Below are 23,082 nucleotides of genomic sequence, written 5' to 3'. Positions count from 1 at the left end.
ATTCTGTTCAGTTATCATGCATTAAAACCGAATTGTTAAAAATGGTTACAATTTACTCCTATAAAAAAAGCCTGTTCCATTACGGTAACAGGCTTTTTAGCTCTACAGATTAAGTGTTATAAAAAACGTAATCCGAGAATATAAAGCAATATAGGCAGTGCGATATACGGTGTAAAGAACACCTGGAAATACCATCGATGAGGAACAAAACCCATGCCAAATACCATTGCGCTACAGGTTGCCCAAATCATCAACGGTGCTAAACCTGCACTGAATCCACCAATATCTTTGGCAAATTGATGCGGTTCCCACATTAATAGCCCAGTAATAGTCAACGCCATTACTACTGCTAATAATTTAAGAGGTAACACGCTCAAAGGTGCATGAATTAGCTTAACCGCACGATCTATCTTACTCACTGTCTTTATCCATATTTTCAGTCGTTTCAAGCCATAATGCGTTGACAATACCGAATGAACAAGCAAGTAAAATACCTAAAATCCAAGCAAAATACCACATAGTTCGTCTACTCCTTAGTACAGTGAAGTCTTGTTGTCTTCGATATATTTAGTATCAAGACGACCAAACATTTTGTAGTAACACCATGAGGTGTAAGCCAAGATTACAGGTACCATAACAAATGCTACTACTGTCATAATCTGTAATGTGTATTCAGATGATGTTGCATCCCAAATAGTCAAACTTACATTTGGATTTAAGCTTGATGGCATAATGAATGGGAATGTTGCAAAACCAAACGTTAACACCACACCTAAAACCGTTAAGCTTGAGAACAAGAAAGCAAAGCCTGCACGTTCAGCGCGAGAACATAACGCTGTTAGTAAAGGCATAACGACAGCAATGATTGGAGCAATCCACAATACTGGGTAGTTATGGTAGTTAATGAATAACGCACCCACTTGACGAACAACGTCTTTCGTTAATGGATCTGATGCTACATTTGGTAATACTTGAGATGTGATCACATAACCATTAATGCCTTGAGAGACAAAACCAGCAATGATAAACACAACAGCCATTAATATTGCAGAGATTGCTGCAACATTACGCGCACGCGCATGGATAGCATCCGTTGTTTTCATTTGTAGGAAAGTTGCACCTTGAGTAATAACCATCAATAGGCTAACAACACCACAAAGTAAGGCAAACGGATTCAATAAACCAAAGAATGACCCAGTATACGTCGTCATCATAAATTCGTTTATTTCAAACGGTACACCTTGCATTAAGTTACCAAAAGCCACACCAAAAATAACTGGCGGTACAAAGCTACCAACAAAGATTGCTTTATCCCATAAGCCACGCCATTTTGGATCAGTCAGCTTAGAACGGTAATCAAAACCTAACGGACGTAACCAAAGAGAGGCTAATGTTAAAATCATTGCAACGTAAAAACCAGAGAATACCGTTGCGTAAACTAATGGCCATGCTGCAAATAACGCACCACCCGCGGTGATCAACCAAACTTGGTTACCATCCCAGTGCGGTGCAATTGAGTTAATCATTACACGACGTTCGTTATCTGTCTTACCAATAATTGGTGACAGCATACCGACGCCCATATCAAAACCATCTGTGATTGCAAAACCGATGCACAATACACCAATTAGTACCCACCAAATGATTCGCAAGCTTTCATAATCAAACATTATTCTGTTTCTCCCTGCTTACACTTCAACCTGACGTGAAACCACATCTTGTGCTGTATCTTTTTGCTCAAAATGATAACGACCTGTTTTCAAGCTACTTGGACCTAAACGTGCAAACTTAAGCATCAAGTACACTTCAGCAATCAAGAACAGAGTATATAGTCCGAAAATTGCAGCTAGCGAGAACCATAATTGTGATGGTTCAAGATTTGATGCGGCCATATGTACTGGTAGAATTTCACCAACAGCCCATGGTTGACGACCATACTCGGCAACAAACCAACCCGCTTCAATTGCAATCCAAGGTAATGGAATACCAAACAATGCAGCTTTAAGTACCCACTTGTTACCTGTGATTTTATGACGGCAAGACTGTACAAATGCAGCACCAATAATGGCAAACATTAGGAAGCCTGCACCCACCATGATACGGAAGCTAAAGAATAGCGGCCATACACGTGGAATTGAGTCATCAACAGCTTTTTGAATTTGCTCTGGTGTCGCATCAACAACTTTATCAGTGTACGGCTTCAATAATAAGCCATAACCTAAGTCACCTTTTACTTCATTGAAAGCTGCAACATTTGCTGGTGTTCTTTCACCTGAACGTAATTTCTCAAGTAAACCATATGCCACCATACCGTTACGAATACGTACCGCATGTTGCTTCTTAAGATCACGAATACCCATTACTTGAGTATCAAGTGAACGCGTTGCAATAATACCCATTAGATATGGAATCTTAATTGCGTAATCTGTTTCCATTGTTTCTTGATTCGGGAAACCAAACGCGGTGAAGGCTGCCGGTGCGGGTTCAGTGTGCCATTCAGCTTCAATTGCTGCTAATTTTGTTTTCTGAACATCACCTAATTCATAACCTGATTCATCACCCAAAATCATTACTGAAACGATTGATGCAAGACCAAAAGCAGCAGCAATTGCAAATGAACGACGAGCAAAGGCAATATCACGCCCTTTAAGCATGTAGTATGAACTTACGCCAAGAATAAACATCGCACCACAAACATAGCCAGAAGCTACGGTATGAACGAATTTAACTTGAGCAACAGGGTTAAAGATAACTTCTGCAAAGCTCACCATTTCCATACGCATGGTTTCATAGTTGAAATCCGCGCCTACAGGGTTTTGCATCCAACCATTAGCGATTAGGATCCACAATGCAGAGAAGTTAGATGCTAATGCAACTAACCATGTCACTGTAAGGTGTTGACGTTTTGATAGACGATCCCAGCCAAAAAAGAACATACCGACTAGAGTGGATTCAAGGAAAAACGCCATCAGGGCTTCGATAGCCAAAGGCGCACCGAAAATATCACCAACATAATGAGAGTAATAAGCCCAGTTTGTACCAAACTGGAATTCCATGGATAGGCCTGTAGCCACACCCAATGCAAAGTTAATCGCGAAAAGCTTACCCCAGAACTTTGTCATGTCCTTATAGATTTGCTTGCCTGTCATAACATAAACTGACTCCATAATGGCAAGTAAAAAAGCCATACCTAGAGTCAGGGGAACGAACAAAAAGTGATACATCGCAGTAAATGCGAACTGTAACCGCGATAGTTCGACGACATCAGTGAACATTGATAACTCCTTTTTTCACCAGCTGACTGGCGCAGTACTACACAGTGTACCGATTATTGGGCTTAGCCAATCGTAGATAACAAACCGCAATATTGGTGATATTTCTGATCGCATTTATCGTATTGATAATAACGGCCATCTTATTTGTTGCAGCTTTGTATCAAAAATATTGTTTTACTGTTATTATTCTACAGCTAATAAAGTCAAGGCTAATATTACAGATATCAGCAATAATCTTCAAAGTATTTATTAATAGTTTTGCTTTGATATTTATCAAATAAAATATCACCGCAAGATATCGACAGCACCAAGTATGATCTACATCAATAAATAATGCATTTTTTTGGCGCTATGCCACAAATTACAATGTTTATATTTTTAATATCTATCTTTAATACTGTCATATCACAATATAATCTATTCCTATTCCTTCATAACCACCCACTGCTTTACTGTAATTTGATTGTTCAACAAATCTAAGAAAAGTATTATGAAACAAAGTTTTGCAGAATTCCACTGACGCATAAATACATTCGTAGAAAACATTACAAAAATAAGGTGATTATAATAATTCCATAATAAAAACTTACAATTTATAAATAAAAAACCATATAGAACAAAATGTTACTTGTCCCATTGATAGCCGTTATTCATCATTATTTTCTTAGTCGATCATTTTGGATTAAATAGATTTTGATTATGAGTAAATATTTTTCAGGTATTGTTGTTTTTTAATACCAATATATAGCTTTTTAAAATAAAAATGCCCTACTCATTTTCTATTTAAAGCAATAACACCGTTATTAAATAGTAATCAATGTTATTTTTAATAACATTCTTGTTGAACGTTTTTTATTACTTGTTTATTAGAAATATCATCCATAAAATCGAGATATAAAAAAACGAGACATTAATAGTCTCGTTTTTTATACATTCATTATCTTTCTTCTTATTTTGTCTTGGGTATATCAAGCCCAAAATGTAAATAAGCACGCTGAGTTGCAATACGTCCACGAGGAGTGCGCTGTAAAAAACCTTGCTGGATTAAATAAGGTTCAAGCACATCTTCAATAGTGTCTTTTTCTTCACCAATTGCAGCGGCTAAGTTATCAAGTCCAACGGGTCCCCCCATAAATTTCTCAATAATCGCCATCAATAATTTGCGATCCATATAGTCAAAGCCACTACTATCAACATCAAGCATATCAAGGGCTTTATTGGCTATATCAGGGCAAATATGACCATCACTTTTGACTTCTGCGTAATCACGCACACGACGTAATAAACGGTTAGCAATACGCGGAGTACCACGAGCACGCATTGCCATTTCCATCGCGCCGCCATCATCAAGTGATAAACCAAGGTAACTCGCACTTCGTGAGACGATATCTTTTAGATCTTCAACTTTGTAATATTCTAATCGCTGAGTTATACCGAAACGATCCCGTAATGGTGATGTTAGCGATCCCGCCCGCGTTGTTGCACCGATTAAAGTAAAAGGTGGTAAATCAATTTTAATCGACCGCGCTGCAGGGCCTTCGCCAATCATGATATCTAATTGGTAATCTTCCATTGCTGGATAAAGTATTTCTTCAACCTGTGGGCTTAAACGATGGATTTCATCAATAAATAGCACATCATTTTCTTCAAGGTTGGTTAATAGCGCGGCTAAATCACCGGCTTTTTCAAGCACAGGTCCAGATGTGGTACGAATACTCACTCCCATCTCATTAGCAACAATATTCGCTAAGGTCGTTTTACCTAAACCTGGAGGACCAAAAATCAATAAGTGGTCAAGCGCTTCATTTCGCAATCTTGCGGCTTGAATAAAGATTTCCATTTGATCACGGACATGATCCTGACCTTGATAATCATTCAGTAACTTAGGACGAATAGCACGATCAATAATGTCGTCTTCGCGCGGTGTCTCGAAATTACTCGAAACCAGTCTATCGGCTTCAATCATAATAAATACCTATTACAGAATGTGTGATCACACCATTGAACGTAATGCATCACGAATCATCGCTTCACTGGTCATTTCAGGTTGTGCAACTTGAGCCACAACTTTCGCTGCAACTTGTGGTTTATATCCTAAAGCAATCAATGCACTAACAGCTTCATCTTCAGCGCGAGCTTGATTTGATGGGTTCTGAATTGCAGCATTGGATGCGGCAGTATCAAGAGCCGGCGTAAAGAGATCCCCTTCGCCCCATCCTTTGAGACGATCTTTCATCTCAACCACTAATCGTTCAGCAGTTTTCTTACCCACACCTGGAATTTTAACCAATGTCGATACATCTTCTAATTCAACACTGCGCACAAATTGGCTGGCGGTCATGGCTGATAAAATCGCTAAGCCTAATTTAGGGCCAACACCATTGGCTTTAATAACCTCGCGGAATAATTCGCGCTCACTTTTTTTATTAAAGCCATACAATAATTGGGCATCTTCACGCACGACAAAGTGAGTAAAAATAATCGCTTCTTGGCCTAACTCAGGTAACTCATAGAAACAGCTCATTGGCATGGAAACTTCATAACCAATACCGCTCACTTCAAGTAATACTTCTGGGGGCTGTTTTTCAATCACAATTCCGCGTAGTCGGCCAATCACAACATCATCTCTATAATAGGAAGTAAACTGGCACTAGAATAGTAAACTACTGGATCAATATCCAGCCCTTTATGCATGTCATCATCAAACAACACGCCATCTTATTACTATAAAAATAACCAACCCAATAAAAAAGCAGCCACAGCTGCTTTTTATGACCACAATTACCTAACCACAATATTCATTGCAATGTGAATAAATTAACGGTATCGACCACGGCGAGCGCTGGTTGCTTTACCGGCCATCGCGATTAACGTTTTATGAGTATGCGCATGACATATAGCAATAGCTAAAGCATCGGCGGCATCGGCTTGCGGTGTCCCATCAAGTTTAAGTACCGAACACACCATGTGTTGTACCTGAACTTTATCTGCGCCACCATTACCTACGACAGCTTGTTTTATTAATCGCGCAGCATATTCACTTACAGGAAGATCAGCATTCACCGCCGCCACAATCGCACTACCACGGGCTTGTCCAAGCTTAATGGCAGAGCTGGCATTCTTACCCATAAACACTTGTTCAATCGCAAAACAGTCGGGTTGAAATTGAGTAATAACCTCAGAAACCCCTGCGTAAATCTGTTTTAATCGGCCAGGAATATCAGGGCATGATGTACGAATACAGCCGCTACCTAAATATTCTAGCTTACGACCAACTTGTCGAATAACCCCGTATCCCGTAATACGCGAACCCGGGTCAATACCTAAAATGACAGACATGAATCCAATATTACCATTTGCTTAATACACCAATAGTTTATTGCAGTTAGTTATCTCAGCAGCTGATATATAAACAATGACTCAGCACTCATATTGATAACTCTGTATAAACATTGGTATAAACATAAAAATAAGCCGACCACTTATTGCTAAGGGTCGGCCTGTTATTAACTATCGTTAATGAGATTAATAATAGTTAAGTTAATCAAATTAAGTAATTTAACTTACTTATTCTTGATCAATTTTCTTTTTTGCAATATTAACCGCAATTGAAAGTTCTTCCAATGAAGCTGGATTTGCTAGGCTTGGCGCGTCTGTTAATAGACATGCCGCTGCGGTTGTTTTAGGGAATGCAATAACATCACGAATGTTATCAGTACCACAAAGTAGCATTACCAAACGGTCAAGACCAAATGCAAGACCTGCGTGTGGTGGTGTACCAAACTGTAGTGCATCAAGTAAGAAACCAAACTTCAAACGTTGCTCTTCAGTTGAGATACCTAGAATATCAAACACTGTCGATTGCATTGCTGAGTTGTGAATACGAACTGAACCGCCACCAACTTCGTAACCATTAATAACCATATCGTATGCATTAGATAATGCATCAGCAGGGTTAGCCGCTAATTCTTCTGGTGTTAGGTTTAATGGAGAAGTAAATGGGTGGTGCATTGCAGACAATGAACCATCTTCATTTTCTTCAAACATTGGGAAATCAACAACCCAAAGTGGTTTCCATGCAGACTTATCAGTTAGCGCTAGATCTTCACCCAGTTTAAGACGAAGTGCACCCATCGCTTCTGTAACAACACGCTTGCTATCAGCACCAAATAGAATAATATCGCCAGATTCTGCTTGAGTACGCTCAAGTAAGTTCTCAACAATTTCTGCGTTTAGGAACTTAGCTACTGGAGATTGAACACCCTCAATACCTGCAGCACGATCGTTAACCTTCATCCATGCTAAGCCCTTAGCACCGTAAATACCTACAAACTTAGTGTATTCATCAATTTGCTTACGGCTTAGAGATGCGCCACCCGGAACACGGATAACAGCAACGCGACCTTTAGGATCATTTGCTGGTGCTGAGAATACTTGGAACTCAACATCTTTAACAATATCCGCAACATCGACTAACTCTAGAGGGTTACGTAGATCTGGCTTATCAGAGCCAAAACGACGAGCGGCTTCTTCAAATGACATAACAGGGAATGCGCCAAGATCTACATTTAGTAGCTCTTTCCACATTTCTGTGATCATTTTTTCAGTTGTCGCACGTACTTGATCCGCTGACATGAACGATGTTTCGATATCGATTTGAGTAAATTCAGGCTGACGATCAGCACGTAAATCTTCATCACGGAAACATTTAACGATTTGGTAGTAACGGTCAAAACCAGACATCATCAACAATTGCTTAAATAGCTGTGGTGATTGTGGTAATGCGTAGAATTTACCTTTATGTACACGACTTGGTACTAAGTAATCACGCGCACCTTCTGGTGTTGCTTTAGTTAGTACTGGAGTTTCAATATCTAAGAAAGCATTATCATCAAGGAAACGACGAACAAAGCTTGATGCTTTAGCTCGTAGCTTGATGCGGTCGCTCATTTCTGGACGACGAAGATCTAAATAACGGTATTTTAGACGTTGTTCTTCTGAGTTCTTTTGGTTGAAGTCAAGAGGTAACGCTTCTGAACGGTTGATGATCTCAAGGCCAGTTGCATAAATTTCAACTTCACCTGTAGCCATGTCTTTATTACATTGGCTTTCAGGACGCTCACGCACTTCACCCGTTAGACGAATACAAAACTCGTTACGTAATTGGTTTGCTAGTCCGAAGATCTCTGTCATATCAGGATCAATAACAACCTGAACCACACCTTCGCGATCACGCATATCAATAAAGATAAGACCGCCCAAATCACGGCGACGGTTAACCCAACCACATAAATCTACTGTTTGTCCTGCAAGGGACTTATTTAGGTGTCCACAATAATGGGTGCGCATAAGAAATTCCCAATCTATCTGTATTAGCATGTTCGTACTCGAGTCACAGCTCACTGCTAGCCCAAGTACAACTGGTTCAATCCCGACCGCTTGCTGTCTAATTTACGCATAAAATTGGATAGCAAGCAGGCCAAGAGGCAAAAATAACAAGCTATTATACCCAAACAGCCTCAGTTTGCGAAGTGAACAGCACGTTTATTCGCATGATCTACCGCCAATCAAAAATGGAATCGTAATTAATTCTTTTTCAGTCATGGTTATTTAGGCTTTTTAGGATGAGTTACGCTAAAATCCTAAAGTCTTATATCAATGGCGTGGACTTCAGATGACATTAACCGCAGCTAAAGTACAACCACTTCGAATAGGCCTAGCACAATGGTCGCATAATCACTGGATTCATAGTTTATATGGTAAAGGCTGCAAAAGTGGTGAGCGCTTAGCTCGTTATGCTGATGTATTTTCAACAGTAGAAGGCAATACCACATTTTATGCTATACCGAGTATGGCAACAGTACAAAAATGGCATGATGCAACGCCGCATGATTTTCGATTTACGTTTAAACTACCGCAAACCATTACTCATCAACAACAATTACGCCATTGTGATCAAGCCGTCGCTGATTTTTTAAAAACGATGTATGTCTTAGCACCTAAAACGGCTATTTGGAAAATTCAACTTCCAGCTCAATTTGGACCTGATTCCCTGCCTATTTTGGCACAATTTTTAGCCAAATTCCCAAGCCACCTAACAACAGGGGTTGAAGTTCGACACCCAGATTTTTTTGCCAAAGGCTCAGCCGAACAAGCGTTGAACCGCTTGTTAATTGAACACCGTAGCAATCGTATTATTATGGATAGTCGGCCGCTTTTTTCTGCAACACCCACCTCTGAGGTAATTATAGATGCGCAACGAAAAAAGCCCCATGTACCGGTTCATGCTATCGCCACTGCAAACAACCCTGTTATCCGTTTTATTGGTCATCCCAATGATAGCAACAATGACCCTTTCTTTAAAAATTGGCTCCAACGACTACCGTTATGGATAGCCGAAGGAAAACAACCGTATTTATTTATCCATTCACCCGATAATAATGCGGCACCAGAATCAGCACTACGCTTATATCAATGCTTACAAAACCAATTATGCTCGACGGTCTGCTTACCCGATTTAGGTATACCAATCCATCAACAGTCACAGCAACAAATTACACTGCTATAGCTATTAGCTAACTGTGATGATTATTTTTGAGCAACGATATGATATTTATGAAAAATCTTTTCACTGATAGCTACCATTACTTTGTTAAGCTCAGGCAGTGTTTTAAGTTTTGAATTGGCAATAAAAATACCAATAAACACAGGTTGATGATCTTTATTCCATACCATTGCGGTTAATGTGCGAGATCCATTGACACCACCGCCACTACGATCTGCAATATTCCATCCTTGGGGAAGCACAGCACGCGCTAACCCATCAGAGACCATATTATTCGTCATCCATAATTGTAATTGCGCTTTATTTTCAGCATTAAGCACATTGCCAATTAATAATTTTTTGACGGTATTCATCATTGCGATAGGCGTTGTCGTATCATTTTTAGCCCCTTTCTCAACATAATTTAGCTTCGGCTCAAAGTGATCAAGTCGCGTATTATTATCACCAATCGTACGTAAAAAAGTCGTTAAACCTTGAGGGCCACCAATCAGCTCTAACGCTAAATTCGCCGCATAATTATCACTCATTAACATTGCAGCACCACACACACTTTGCAGTGACATTTGGCCACCAACAAAATTTTGCGTAATCGGATTCCAATTAATTAATCCCGCTTTTGTAACATCAATCTTCTGAGTCAAACTTAATGTATTTTGTTGCACGTCATATAACACATTCGCGCAAGCTAATGTTTTAAATACACTCATCATTGGGAAACGCTCAGAACCATTAAAATTCCATTGCGTGTTATTCTGAGTATCTATCACAGCAACACCAATTTGCCCCTGAATCTGCTGTTCAGTATCACGTAAATACTGTTCCAAATTAGCTGCTGATGACGCATATGAAAATAAGGCTAATAAGCTAAACACCCAATATCGTTTCATTTTAGATCCATTAAAGTAATAAAAACCGCTGAATTCTAAAGAATAAATTTATCAATAACAATCGGTAATTCACGAACCATTAACATTGTTTTTTATAAAGACCTACAATCAATTGATCGCAATTTATAAAAGAATACCTCTCCAGATTCGCACTTAAAATTACATCCATCAAATAAATCATTAACACCACTAACCGCCACTCATTCAACAATTGTTAAAGACAAATGATGCTATTTTATCTACAATACGCGACCTTTCAAAGGTGATGGATCACCTGATAGAGCGCTTTAAACCAGCCACTATCGTAGTCCCTGTAGGATACCTGTTCTTTATATATGATGAGGTTCGTGAGAATGGCAAGCCACGATAATATTTTTTCTACGCCAATTGCAAAACTGGGTGACTTTACGTTTGATGAACGTGTCGCTGAAGTTTTCCCAGACATGATTCAACGTTCAGTACCCGGCTATAGTAATATCATTTCTGCTATTGGCATGCTTGCTGAACGTTTTGCTAAGCCGCATTCGAAAGTATACGATCTTGGTTGTTCACTTGGTGCTGCCACTTTATCGATGCGTCGTCATATTGATCAGGAAGGCTGTGAAATTATCGCGATTGATAATTCAGCTGCAATGGTTGAGCGTTGCCGTTTATTAGTGAATGCCTACCGTTCTGAAACCCCCGTACAAGTTATTGAAGCAGATATTCGTCACGTTGATATTCAAGATGCTTCCGTTGTCGTGCTTAACTTTACTCTCCAATTTCTATCTCCCGAAGATCGTCTCGCATTATTAGAGAAAATCTATGCTGGTCTACGCCCTGGCGGTATATTGATCTTATCGGAAAAATATATATTTGATGATGAACGCGCCAATGAGTTGCTGATCGATCTTCATCACGACTTTAAACGAGCCAATGGTTATAGCGAATTAGAAATTAGCCAAAAACGTAGTGCTATTGAAAATGTAATGCGTCCAGATAGTATTGAAACGCACAAACAACGTTTTAATAATATCGGTTTTTCTAGCTCTGAAGTATGGTTCCAATGCTTCAATTTTGGCTCAATGTTTGCGATTAAATAAGGTTTATAGTTCCAATATGTTTAGTTTTTCTGCTTTTTATCAACTTCTTGCTCAACATGAGACCTTGCGTCCATGGTTAAATACTCTGCCGCAACAATTAAGTGATTGGGAACAACAAGAACATGGTGATATGGCTCGTTGGGCACGTGCACTGCAAAAATTCCCTACTGATAAGCCTGATGTTATTGATCTTAAAAATGACGTTAGCCTACGCAATGAGACCCCGATTGCTGACGGTGAGAAAAAACGTTTAGAAAGTCTATTACGTTTACTTCACCCGTGGCGTAAAGGCCCTTTCACTGTTCATGATATCCACATTGATACTGAATGGCGTTCTGACTGGAAATGGGATCGTGTACTACCACATATCACACCACTAAAAGGCCGCAGTGTATTAGATGTTGGTTGTGGTAATGGTTATCACATGTGGCGCATGCTAGGTGAAGGGGCAAAATTAACTGTTGGTATTGATCCTTCAAGCTTATTTTTGATCCAATTTGAAGCCATTAAACGCTTAATGGGTCAAGATGAGCGCGCGTATTTATTACCATTAGGTATTGAGCAATTACCTGAGCTAAAAGCGTTTGATACCGTGTTTAGCATGGGAGTGTTATATCACCGTCGTTCGCCTCTTGATCATATCCTCCAATTGAAAAATCAATTACGTGCCGGTGGTGAAGTTATTTTAGAGACTCTGGTCATTGATGGCGATGAAAATACTGTCCTTGTACCGACACACCGTTATGCACAAATGCATAATGTCTACTTTTTCCCCTCTGCCAAGGCATTAAAAGTGTGGATGGAAAAATGTGGCTTCGTTGATGTTCGTATTGTTGATGAGAATATCACTACTACAGACGAACAAAGATCAACCAATTGGATGACTAATAATTCCTTACCAGAATATTTAAATCAAGATGATAGTTCAAAAACTATCGAAGGATATCCAGCCCCAAGACGTGCAATCTTAGTCGGTAGGAATCCTGACTAACGACTGACAAAAGGGATGCTGTGCGCATCCCTTTTTTGATGTAAACTAATGTTGTTATTATATAAAACAGACGCACATAGGAGATATGATGCTTCGTCTTAGCGTATCATTAATTGCACTAGCGATACTTTCAGGATGTACCTCAAACGCAACGCTAGAGAAAAACCACCAACAAACTTTAGCCGCTCTCAATAATGTCGAAACCCACCTTGATAGCAAAATCAATAACGTTTCTACACATGTTGAAAACCAACAACAATATATTGGCCAACTTGAAAGAAAATTAGCATCTATCTCAAAAGATATAAAATTTCTTAAGCATAAGAGCCTAACTCAGCCTAAAGTCATTGTTGAAAAACAAATTATTCGTGTTCCAGTTGAACAGCCTGTTACTGACTCTAAGACTGCTAACGGTAAAGTGATTTTAGGACAAGAAGAATGGGTTTGGATTGACTCTGTTAAAAGCCATTTTAAAGCCCGTGTAGATACAGGTGCGACAACATCATCACTTAATGCGGTTGATGTACAAACATTTGAACGCGATGGTAAAGAGTGGGTACGTTTTAATTTAAGCCATGACTCTGCAATCGACACACCCGCTGAAATTGCAGCGAATGACAAAGCGAAACCAGAAACCATTGAAGCGCCTATTTTCCGTTGGGTACGTATTCGTCAGTCAACGTCTGAAGAAGCAGTGCGTCGTCCAGTGATCGAAGCATGGATTACATTAGGTAGCTTGCACGAAAAAACACAGTTTACATTAGCTGATAGAACAAAGATGGATTTCCCAGTTCTACTTGGGCGTGAATTCTTTAAAGATATTGCATTGGTTGATGTAGGTAAACAATTTGTACAAGGAAAGACTGAGCCAAAGCCAGTCCAAGTTAACAAATAAATCAAGAGGCTGTCATGACGTCTAGAATACCCTTTTATATACTGATATCCCTGCTGATAATTTCAGGTATTGGATTAAGCGTGTATCGCCATGATGTTTATGGTGTTCCATGGACTCCTGGAAAAGAACGCGCGGTATGGGAAGTAGAGGCACGAGTGCAATTTGATGCAATCGGCGATCCCGTACAAGTAAAAATGTCAGCACCAGGAACACAACAAGGCTTTACTCTTATTGATGAAAGCACTTCGTCACCCCCTAATTATTCTGTTGTGATCCACAATACTAAAGACGGTCGTGAAGCTGATTGGGCAACACGTACAGCAATTGGTAAACAAGTGTTGTATTACAAAACACAATTATTGGTTGATGATCACGCACGCTATAAACCAGTGCCACCCAAAGGTGAACCAGCTGAAGTTAGTTTAAGTAATCCACAACAAACAGCAGCAACAGCACTGTTAACTCAGGCGCGCAATTTATCTGCTGATGATGTGACATTAGCCCGTGAATTAATTCGCGAATTACATGATAAACAGAATCAAAATGCTGCCGTATTACTTGATACAATGTCACCAGCTGATGTTGTTACAAGCCTATTGTCACTTGAAGGTATTCACTCTCGCATTGTTAGTGGATTAACGCTTGAAGATGGTCGTCGTCGTCAAAGCGTATCACCGATGGTTGAAGTGTGGGATAAGCAACAAAAAAACTGGCAGTTATTTAATCTCACAACTGGCGAGCAAGGCAAACCTGAAAATGTGATGATTTGGAACCAACAAGGTAATGCATTACTTGACGTTGTTGGTGGTCGTAACTCAAATATCAGTTTCTCTATTATTGCTCAAGACATTACGCCACAACGTGCAACGCAAGAGAAAATTAAAGTTGAAGATCTTTTAAACTTCTCAATTCATAGTTTGCCTCTTGAAGAACAAGCAATGTTTAAAACCATCATGTTAGTGCCTATTGGTGCGTTAATTGTGGTGTTCTTGCGAATCATTGTGGGGCTAAAAACATCAGGTACATTCATGCCAGTGTTAATTGCGGTTGCCTTTGTGCAAACTCAGCTCTTAACTGGTATTGTCGGTTTCCTATTGATTGTCGGTACAGGTTTGATCATTCGAAGTTATCTATCGAAACTCAACCTACTTCTGGTCGCTCGAATATCCGCGGTGATAATTACTGTAATATTGATCATTTCAATATTCACCGTGGTGGCATTTAAGATTGGCTTGATTGAAGGTCTAACAATCACCTTCTTCCCAATGATCATTTTGTCATGGACAATCGAACGTATGTCGATTCTATGGGAAGAAGAAGGTGCGAAAGAAGTGTTTATTCAAGGTGGTGGTTCACTATTAACATCAGTGTTAATTTACCTCGCAATGACAACACCAATCATACGTCACCTAACGTTTAACTTCATTGGTGTTCAGTTTATTATCCTTGCAGCTATCTTAATTTTAGGTAACTACACCGGTTATCGCTTAAGTGAGCTTCGTCGCTTTAAGCCACTGACCGAGGACTAATATATGTCATTCTTTTCACAGTTTACTTCACCGAAAAAACTGCGTGATCGTGGCATCATGGGGATGAACAAACGTAACCATAGCTATATCGGTCGTTATAACGATCGTAGCCGTTTTCCCCTTGTGGATGACAAGCTAAAAACCAAGTTCATTGCCCAACAAGCGGGAGCTACGGTTCCTGATTTGATTGGTGTTATTGATAGCCAAGCAACCGTGAAGCATATTCATCAGATGGTTAAAGACTGGCCTGGGTTTGTAATAAAACCCGCTCAAGGCTCTGGCGGTAAAGGTATTCTGGTGATTGTGAAGCACAAAGATGGCGTTTATGTAAAACCATCCGGTGCCGAAATCAATCAACAAGATGTTGAACGCCACATTACCAACACCCTTGCTGGATTATTCTCGCTCGGGGGCAAAAATGATGTTGCGATGGTCGAAAACCTAATTCAATTTGATAATGTGTTTGATGGTTTTAGCTATGAAGGTGTACCTGATGTACGCGTAATCGTATTTAAAGGCTACCCTGTGATGGCAATGATGCGTTGTTCAACAGCAGCATCTGATGGCAAAGCTAACCTTCACCAAGGTGCTGTTGGAGTGGGAATTGATATTGCCTCAGGCAAAGCGATTCGAGCAGTCCAGTTTAACTTACCCGTTGAACGTCATCCCGACACTGAACGCTTATTAAGTGAGCTTAAAGTACCTGAGTGGAACAAGCTATTGGTACTTGCAGCCAGTGCATGGGAAATGACCAGTTTAGGCTACATTGGTACCGATATGGTATTAGATAAAGACAAAGGTCCGATGGTACTAGAGCTAAATGCTCGCCCTGGCCTCGCTATTCAAATTGCGAATGGTACGGGTTTATTACCACGTCTGCGTCATATTGAAGCTATGGGAGTCACGGCACACACACCAACGCCGGAAGAACGCGTGGCTTACTGTGCACATCAGTTTGGTGCTAAACCTGATTTCTAAACAAGTATCAATGCGATAATATTATTAGCCCTGACATGTTCAGGGCTTTTTATTGCCTAAAATAAATCATTAAAGTTATTGTTTTTTATGTCGATAACCTTAATACCTTATTTAACATGGCTTGTTATTAATTACATGCAAACTCAATCACTTGATAATGTACAGCTTATTAATGAAATCCAACTCGGCACAAACCTTAACCATGCGGTTGAAGGTGGGCGTCGCGCTGATTTTGCGTTAATGTTAGCGTTATTATCTTCTGATCTGCATGAGAACATTCCTGTTGATACTACCCCCATCGAAACACAATCATCACAGCAACTGCGGGCTTATTTTGAAATTCCAGCATCACAGCCTCTCACAGCGACAGCAGCTTGCTATCAGCGCGCAGCTGAACAAGCACACGCTTTTCATCAAGCAAGTTTAACCAGCACCCGTTTACTCGCACAGTTACAGCCAACAGCCCTGTCCTACCCGCCACAACAAACAAAAGGTTTACCGGAAGATTTGTTTCATAACTTATCGACTCACGAACGTCGTAAGCTGCCACCAGTTGAACCAAAACCACTGCAAGCAACACCGCAAGATCTGTATTTAGCATTGATCAAATCTAAACGTATGAGTGAAATAAGCTGGGCTGCTTAAGCTAATATTTGCAGTTAGTCAAAGATAAAATATGCCATTTATGATGCAAAAATAATAACCATATTTGATCGTGATATTGCTCATAATTTCTTCTTTATTATTATTAGTTTGCGAGCTTATTGACTAGTATTGATGATAGTAATGGCCTTAGATATAACTGCTATAATATTAATACCAATAAGGCTTTAAATAAGACGATTTAAACATTAAGGCTAGGAATATATGCATATCGGACAATCAGTCGCTATCATCACCGATGCTGGTAATCCTATTGGTAAAGCGGTGGCACTTCATTTCGCATCATTAGGGGCAACCTTGGCACTGGTCGATAATAACGAAATTGAACTAAAAAAAACCTTACAATCTTGTCAAAAAATCAGTGAGTCATCCGTAGCTTTTTATATAAAATACTATGATGAACCCAGCATTAGCACCCTCTTTCAGCAGGTCAGGGAGCGATTTGGAGCGATTAATATTTTATTAAATACTTGGACAGGTGCAGAAATACCGCATTTATTATCACCGACCTCTATTAGTGATTTTAATAACACCATGCAAAAAAGCGCCGCCAGTTTTTTTATATTTGGTAAAATAGCCGCCGAATTTATGCAACACCAACCCCATCAAAGTGTAATTGTGAATCTTGCATTGAGCCATGAAAATCATCAGCCTCATACACCAACAACCAGTAAAACTGTAGTGAGTGGATTAACTCAAAATTGGGCCAATGAACTGGCAGATTTTAATATTCGCGTTGGTGGAATTGTGCCGATTAACCTACAAGATAAACCCAATGAACAACAGGGTATTGTCAATGTTCCGATGCAAGACGAAATTGCACGTAATGTTGAATACATTGTGCGTAATGATTCGTTTAGTGGGCGAATGATAGAATCAGAAATGGGCGTCTAAACAGAATAAAATAATCATCTAATCAAGCTGGCTGAGTATGAATACTTGGCCTTTTTTATGTTTAGAGGTTGCGAGGTTGCGAGGTTGCGAGGTTGCGAGGTTGCGAGGTTGCGAGGTTGCGAGGTTGCGAGGTTGCGAGGTTGCGAGGTGAATTTTAAGCACTTATCAATGATGATGTAAATCCCCCAAAACAAAAAGCCCGTCTATTGCTAGACGGGCTTTTTTATATTTTAGTCAGTAAAGATATTAAGCTTTTGCTTTTTTACCTTTTGCAGCAACTTGTGCTGGCTCTGATTTTTTAGCTACTGCTGTATCTTCAAACGTTTCACCGTCAGCGTATACTTTACCGTAGTAAGAAGCGATTAATACTTCTTTAAGCTCTTTAATCAATGGGTAACGTGGGTTAGCACCTGTACATTGGTCATCGAACGCATCTTCAGCAATTGCATCAACTTTAGCCATAAACGCAGCTTCATCAACACCAGCAGCTTGAATTGACAATGGAATATCCAATGCAAGTTTAAGCTCTTCTAACCAACCAAGTAACGCATTAACTTTCGTTTCAGTATTACCTTCACGGAAGCCTAAATGCTCTGCAACTTCAGCATAACGAGCACGTGCTTTAGGACGGTCGTACTGAGAGAACGCAGCTTGTTTAGTTGGGTTGTTAGTCGCATTAAAACGAACAGTATTCGAGATTAATAGCGCATTCGCAAGACCGTGTGGAATATGGAATTCAGCACCTAATTTATGTGCCATTGAGTGACACACACCTAGGAAAGACTGCGCAAAAGCCATACCAGCGATTGTTGCTGCATTGTGAACTTTCTCACGTGCAACTGGATCTTTCTTACCGTTAACGTAAGAACTTGGTAAGTACTCTTTAAGCATCTTAAGAGCTTGAAGAGCGTGACCATCTGAGTATTCGTTAGCAAGAACAGAAACGTAAGCTTCTAATGCGTGCGTTACTGCATCATAACCACCGAATGCACATAAAGACTTAGGCATATCCATTACAAGGTTAGCATCAACAACTGCCATGTTTGGCGTTAGTTCGTAATCTGCTAATGGGTATTTTTGACCCGTCTTTTCATCAGTTACAACAGCAAATGGTGTAACTTCAGAACCAGTACCAGAAGTCGTTGTGATACATACTAATTCAGCTTTTTGACCCATCTTAGGGAACTTGTAAATACGTTTACGGATATCCATAAAGCGCATTGATAGGTCTTCGAAATCAGTTTCTGGATGCTCGTACATTACCCACATGATTTTCGCAGCATCCATCGGTGAACCACCACCAACAGCTAAGATAACATCAGGTTGGTAACTTGCACATGCTTCAGCACCAGCTTTAACTACTGCTAATGTTGGATCTGCTTCTACTTCATGGAATACTTCAACTTCCATGCCTTTCTCTTTCAAGATTGAACGTAGGTCATCGATGTAACCGTTGTTGAATAAGAAACGGTCAGTTACGATTAGTGCACGTTTTTTGCCTTCAAGATCAGTCATTGCGATTGGTAAACAGCCGCGACGGAAGTAGATAGATTTTGGTAGTTTATGCCACAACATATTTTCTGCTCGCTTAGCTACAATTTTCTTGTTGATAAGGTGCTTAGGACCTACGTTCTCAGAGATAGCATTACCACCCCAAGAACCACAACCTAACGTTAGTGAAGGTGCTAATTCAAAGTTGTAAAGGTCACCGATACCACCTTGAGATGCAGGTGTATTCACAAGAATACGAGCAGTTTTCATTTTGTCGCCGAAGTACGCAATGCGATCTTCGTTATTATCTTGGTCTGTGTAAAGTACTGACGTATGACCAACACCACCTATGTCTAATACGATACCTGCTTGACGCACAGCATCTTCAAAGTCTTTCGCTTTAAATAGACCTAGTGTTGGAGATAGTTTTTCATGAGCAAATTCATCATCCCATGAAGCTTCTAGGCCTTCACCGATAAGAATTTTAGTTGACACTGGTACTTTAACATTTGCTAGCTCAGCAATTTTGTACGCTGGTTGGCCAACGATATTAGCGTTAAGTGCGCCATTGATAAGCAGTACTTTACGTACTTTATCTGCGTCTTCTTTACTTAGAACAGCCGCGCCGTATTCAGCGAAACGAGCTTTAACTTCCTCGTAAATAGACTCAACAACGATTGCAGCTTGCTCAGAAGCACAGATAACACCATTGTCGAATGTTTTAGACATTAGGATTGAAGAAACAGCACGTTTAATATCAGCAGTTTCATCAATAACAACTGGCGTATTACCAGCACCAACACCGATTGCAGGTTTACCTGAAGAGTAAGCTGCTTTAACCATGCCAGGACCACCAGTAGCAAGGATCATGTTAACATTATCATGCTTCATTAGTGCATTTGATAATTCAACAGAAGGTTGGTCAATCCAACCAATGATATCTTTTGGTGCGCCCGCTTTAATTGCTGCATCTAATACAACTTTCGCTGCGTAGTTAGTTGCATTTTTAGCGCGTGGGTGTGGTGAGAAAATACAACCGTTACGTGTTTTAAGACAGATTAGCGATTTAAAGATTGCTGTTGAAGTAGGGTTTGTCGTTGGAACGATTGCACAAACAATACCTACAGGTTCTGCGATAGTGATCGTGCCGCCTTCATCGTTACGATCGATAACGCCACACGTCAATTCATCTTTGTATTTATTGTAAATGAACTCAGAAGCAAAATGGTTTTTAATAACCTTGTCTTCCATGATACCCATGCCAGACTCTTCTGCAGCCATTTTTGCAAGCTCGATACGAGCAGTTGAAGCAGCTAGAGACGCAGCACGAAAGATTGTATCAACTTGTTCTTGTGAAAAGCTTGCAAATTCTTTTTGAGCCGCTTTAACACGTGCTACTAAAGCATCAAGTTCAGCTAAATTAGTTACAGGCATATTCTTTCTCCAAAAATAAAAACTATAAAATTCATTAAAAATCATTTAGTAAGAATATGCTGAAATCTTTTTACATAAGAGCGTTAAAATTCATTAACACTTTCAACAATACACATACTTAGTAAATTGCTTTCAAAACTGATTATAATTTTTCACACTGTAAAAGAAATTGATTTAGATCACCACACCATCAAAATGGTGAAATAATCATTAAAACATGAAATATAGTGTTTTTATCATGCTTTTACATGCAATTTCATGAGCCTAACGGTTGATTTAACTAATATCTATCAAAACCATTTATTTCACAAGACGAAATATTACGTAATAAAAATACATTTACTAGCCCCTATCACGTCCAAATGTGACAGAAATCACGATTTATTACGTTAACTGCTCAATATTTGTTGCATATAATCCTGCTGAATAATTGATTCACTAAGCCTAATATACAAAATCACACTTTACATAATTTATCTGACATAAAATTATCCACGTCTGAAGTCGCATTAATTGGCTTTTATCGGTAGATGAAATAGTTCGCTTAGATTAAAATATGGCCGCAATGGTATTTTTCAACCATACATCCTTATAGAACACGGGCAGAGATAATGGTTATAAAGATCACATAATTTAGCTATCGTTTGATCTTTATTACCAATATGACAATAAAAACACATATTGTTTTTATTATTCTCGCCACAATAAATGAAGGTAATTTAATAGGTAATAACTATGCAGGCTTTTGATATAGCAATATTTTTACACTTTTTCGTTGGGCTTATTGCCACTGTCAACCCTGTAGGTATCATGCCTGTTTTTGTGTCACTTACTGGAGCAATGAGCCCAGAAGAGCGAAATAAAACCGCATTAACAACCAATGTTGCAGTTGTTATTATTTTAGTTGTCGCATTAATAGCTGGGCAACATTTACTGGATCTATTCAGTATTTCTATTGAGTCATTTCGTGTTGCAGGCGGTTTACTGCTACTCAGCATCGCATTTTCAATGATGAGCGGTAAAATCGGCGAAGTTAAACAGAACAAAGAAGAGAAATCAGAGTCCATCAGCCGGGAACAAGTGGGAGTCGTTCCGTTAGCGATGCCATTAATGGCCGGACCGGGTGCTATTAGCTCAACCATCGTATACGGCGCTCGCTACCCAGGCTTGACATCTACCGTGGGCATTGCAATCACGATTGCCATCTTTGCATTTTGTTGTTGGTTATTATTCCGCTCAGCCCCTTATATTGTGCGTTTTTTAGGTCAAACAGGCATTAACGTTATTACACGTATTATGGGTTTGATTCTAGCGGCTCTGGGTATTGAGTTTATAATCAACGGACTACGCGTGATGTTGCCAGGATTAAGCTAACTATTACTATCAACGATCTAAGCCTCAGCCTATTCATTCGCTGGGGCTTTTTTACCTCTGATAAATACTTAAGTCACTGCTGGGTTTTGATATACTAGATACTATTCAAGCCAATTAATAACACACCATAAACATTAAAATATTACGTTGGCGTCTTATCTGTTAATAAATACAATTAAATTATGACAAAACTAACACTCACTCCAAGACAGCGTCTCTATCAAATTATTTTCGGCACTTCTACCCGCTTAGGTCAATGGTTTGATATTGCTTTAATTATTGCCATTGTAAGTTCTGAAATAATTTTAATTATCTCATCAGTTGCAAGCATTGAATCGCAGTACTCCCATTTATTGGTTATTGCTGAATGGTCATTTACGATTCTATTCACTATTGAATACATTTTGCGCTTATATTGCTCTCCGCGTCCCCTTGCTTATATGCGTAGCTTCTATGGTGTGATTGACTTAATGGCGATTTTACCCGCTTATATTGCCTTTTTAATTCCAGGGTCGAACTACTTACTCATCATTCGCCTTATTCGTGTGTTACGTATTTTTCGCGTTCTCAAACTGGCAAGGTTTCTTCGTGATTCCAATATATTATTACGTTCACTTCGTCACGCCCAGCGTAAAATATTTGTCTTTTTTAGCTCAGTTTTAATTCTGGTAACAGTGTTTGGCTCGTTAATGTTCATTATTGAAGGCCCTGAAAATGGCTTTACCAGTATTCCCAAAAGTATTTATTGGGCAATTGTCACAATCACTACGGTTGGTTATGGCGATATTGTGCCGCATACCGTCATGGGTAAGGCATTAGCGTCATTAACCATGTTGTTGGGTTACTCCATTCTTGCGGTGCCTACGGGTATTATTACTGCAGAATTAAATCAAGAGATGAAGACCCATCGTGACCTTATTCGTTGCCCTAATTGTGCGACAAGTGGTCATGAAATGGAGGCTGAATATTGTAATAAATGTGGTACGAAATTACCTGAAACATTATAACGCCAATAAAAAGCCCG

20 protein-coding genes are annotated in these 23,082 nt (G+C 39.5%); 10 read left to right on the top strand and 10 right to left on the bottom strand.

What is annotated here, in order from left to right; translation table 11 throughout:
- Window positions 1–116 precede the first annotated feature (116 nt).
- The 8 genes from C9I86_RS01135 to aspS all read right to left on the bottom strand — a co-directional run bounded on the left by C9I86_RS01135 (window position 117) and on the right by aspS (window position 8,624).
- A complete protein-coding gene (locus C9I86_RS01135) occupies window positions 117–419 on the bottom strand; it encodes a cyd operon YbgE family protein (protein ID WP_235865856.1) in 303 nt (100 codons plus the stop codon).
- Entirely contained in the window at window positions 412–519 is a 108-nt protein-coding gene (cydX, locus tag C9I86_RS01130) for a cytochrome bd-I oxidase subunit CydX (protein ID WP_080156793.1), read from the bottom strand. Before cydX ends, C9I86_RS01135 begins: the two co-directional genes overlap by 8 nt.
- A 14-nt stretch (window positions 520–533) precedes the next feature.
- Window positions 534–1,670 (bottom strand): cytochrome d ubiquinol oxidase subunit II, encoded by a 1,137-nt coding sequence (gene cydB / locus C9I86_RS01125; RefSeq protein ID WP_080156794.1) that lies wholly within the window; start codon window positions 1,668–1,670, stop codon window positions 534–536.
- An 18-nt stretch (window positions 1,671–1,688) separates the two neighbouring features.
- Window positions 1,689–3,275, bottom strand: a complete 1,587-nt coding sequence (gene cydA, locus C9I86_RS01120) for a cytochrome ubiquinol oxidase subunit I (RefSeq protein ID WP_080156795.1) — start codon at window positions 3,273–3,275, stop codon at window positions 1,689–1,691.
- 949 nt (window positions 3,276–4,224) lie between these two features.
- Window positions 4,225–5,241, bottom strand: coding sequence for a Holliday junction branch migration DNA helicase RuvB (gene ruvB / locus C9I86_RS01115; RefSeq protein ID WP_107275376.1), 1,017 nt, complete (start codon window positions 5,239–5,241; stop codon window positions 4,225–4,227).
- A gap of 27 nt (window positions 5,242–5,268) precedes the next feature.
- Complete coding sequence (gene ruvA / locus C9I86_RS01110) at window positions 5,269–5,892, bottom strand: Holliday junction branch migration protein RuvA (protein ID WP_080156797.1); 624 nt, start codon at window positions 5,890–5,892, stop codon at window positions 5,269–5,271.
- A gap of 200 nt (window positions 5,893–6,092) precedes the next feature.
- Window positions 6,093–6,614 (bottom strand): crossover junction endodeoxyribonuclease RuvC, encoded by a 522-nt coding sequence (gene ruvC, locus C9I86_RS01105; RefSeq protein WP_080156798.1) that lies wholly within the window; start codon window positions 6,612–6,614, stop codon window positions 6,093–6,095.
- Between the two features lie 228 nt (window positions 6,615–6,842).
- On the bottom strand, window positions 6,843–8,624 hold the full coding sequence (gene aspS / locus C9I86_RS01100) for an aspartate--tRNA ligase (RefSeq protein WP_080156799.1): 1,782 nt from the start codon (window positions 8,622–8,624) through the stop codon (window positions 6,843–6,845).
- 325 nt (window positions 8,625–8,949) lie between these two features.
- On the opposite strand from aspS, the gene C9I86_RS01095 reads away from it, so the two are divergent.
- A complete protein-coding gene (locus C9I86_RS01095; protein ID WP_107275375.1) occupies window positions 8,950–9,843 on the top strand; it encodes a DUF72 domain-containing protein in 894 nt (297 codons plus the stop codon).
- Window positions 9,844–9,863: 20 nt separating this feature from the next.
- On the opposite strand, the gene bla is transcribed toward C9I86_RS01095, so the two are convergent.
- Window positions 9,864–10,727, bottom strand: coding sequence for a class A beta-lactamase (bla, locus tag C9I86_RS01090; protein ID WP_107275374.1), 864 nt, complete (start codon window positions 10,725–10,727; stop codon window positions 9,864–9,866).
- A 353-nt stretch (window positions 10,728–11,080) separates the two neighbouring features.
- Here bla and cmoA point away from each other — a divergent pair, with 353 nt between their 5' ends.
- From cmoA to C9I86_RS01055, 7 genes are all read left to right on the top strand, one after another.
- Window positions 11,081–11,809: a carboxy-S-adenosyl-L-methionine synthase CmoA gene (gene cmoA / locus C9I86_RS01085; protein ID WP_080156802.1), complete on the top strand. Its 729-nt coding sequence runs from the start codon at window positions 11,081–11,083 to the stop codon at window positions 11,807–11,809.
- 16 nt (window positions 11,810–11,825) lie between these two features.
- Window positions 11,826–12,800, top strand: a complete 975-nt coding sequence (gene cmoB / locus C9I86_RS01080; protein ID WP_080156803.1) for a tRNA 5-methoxyuridine(34)/uridine 5-oxyacetic acid(34) synthase CmoB — start codon at window positions 11,826–11,828, stop codon at window positions 12,798–12,800.
- Window positions 12,801–12,888: 88 nt separating this feature from the next.
- Entirely contained in the window at window positions 12,889–13,695 is an 807-nt protein-coding gene (locus C9I86_RS01075) for an ATP-dependent zinc protease (protein ID WP_080156804.1), read from the top strand.
- A 14-nt stretch (window positions 13,696–13,709) separates the two neighbouring features.
- The gene (locus C9I86_RS01070; RefSeq protein ID WP_080156805.1) at window positions 13,710–15,224 is read left to right on the top strand and encodes an inactive transglutaminase family protein; all 1,515 of its coding nucleotides are present in this window, start codon (window positions 13,710–13,712) and stop codon (window positions 15,222–15,224) included.
- Between the two features lie 3 nt (window positions 15,225–15,227).
- The gene (locus tag C9I86_RS01065; RefSeq protein ID WP_107275373.1) at window positions 15,228–16,202 is read left to right on the top strand and encodes an alpha-L-glutamate ligase-like protein; all 975 of its coding nucleotides are present in this window, start codon (window positions 15,228–15,230) and stop codon (window positions 16,200–16,202) included.
- 135 nt (window positions 16,203–16,337) lie between these two features.
- A complete protein-coding gene (locus C9I86_RS01060) occupies window positions 16,338–16,847 on the top strand; it encodes a VC2046/SO_2500 family protein (RefSeq protein WP_107275447.1) in 510 nt (169 codons plus the stop codon).
- A gap of 222 nt (window positions 16,848–17,069) precedes the next feature.
- The gene (locus tag C9I86_RS01055; protein WP_107275372.1) at window positions 17,070–17,759 is read left to right on the top strand and encodes an SDR family oxidoreductase; all 690 of its coding nucleotides are present in this window, start codon (window positions 17,070–17,072) and stop codon (window positions 17,757–17,759) included.
- A gap of 246 nt (window positions 17,760–18,005) precedes the next feature.
- On the opposite strand, the gene adhE is transcribed toward C9I86_RS01055, so the two are convergent.
- Entirely contained in the window at window positions 18,006–20,684 is a 2,679-nt protein-coding gene (gene adhE, locus C9I86_RS01050; protein WP_080156808.1) for a bifunctional acetaldehyde-CoA/alcohol dehydrogenase, read from the bottom strand.
- A gap of 735 nt (window positions 20,685–21,419) precedes the next feature.
- Here adhE and C9I86_RS01045 point away from each other — a divergent pair.
- Together C9I86_RS01045 and C9I86_RS01040 are read left to right on the top strand one after the other, a co-directional pair.
- On the top strand, window positions 21,420–22,058 hold the full coding sequence (locus tag C9I86_RS01045; protein WP_080156809.1) for a YchE family NAAT transporter: 639 nt from the start codon (window positions 21,420–21,422) through the stop codon (window positions 22,056–22,058).
- Between the two features lie 182 nt (window positions 22,059–22,240).
- Window positions 22,241–23,065, top strand: a complete 825-nt coding sequence (locus C9I86_RS01040) for an ion transporter (RefSeq protein ID WP_080156810.1) — start codon at window positions 22,241–22,243, stop codon at window positions 23,063–23,065.
- Window positions 23,066–23,082 lie beyond the last annotated feature (17 nt).

Origin of the sequence: Photobacterium sp. NCIMB 13483 (assembly GCF_003025475.1) — a bacterium.
Lineage (GTDB): Bacteria > Pseudomonadota > Gammaproteobacteria > Enterobacterales > Vibrionaceae > Photobacterium > Photobacterium piscicola.
The sequence above is the reverse complement of the archived record's forward strand: the minus strand, read 5'-3'. Positions and strand labels throughout refer to the sequence as shown.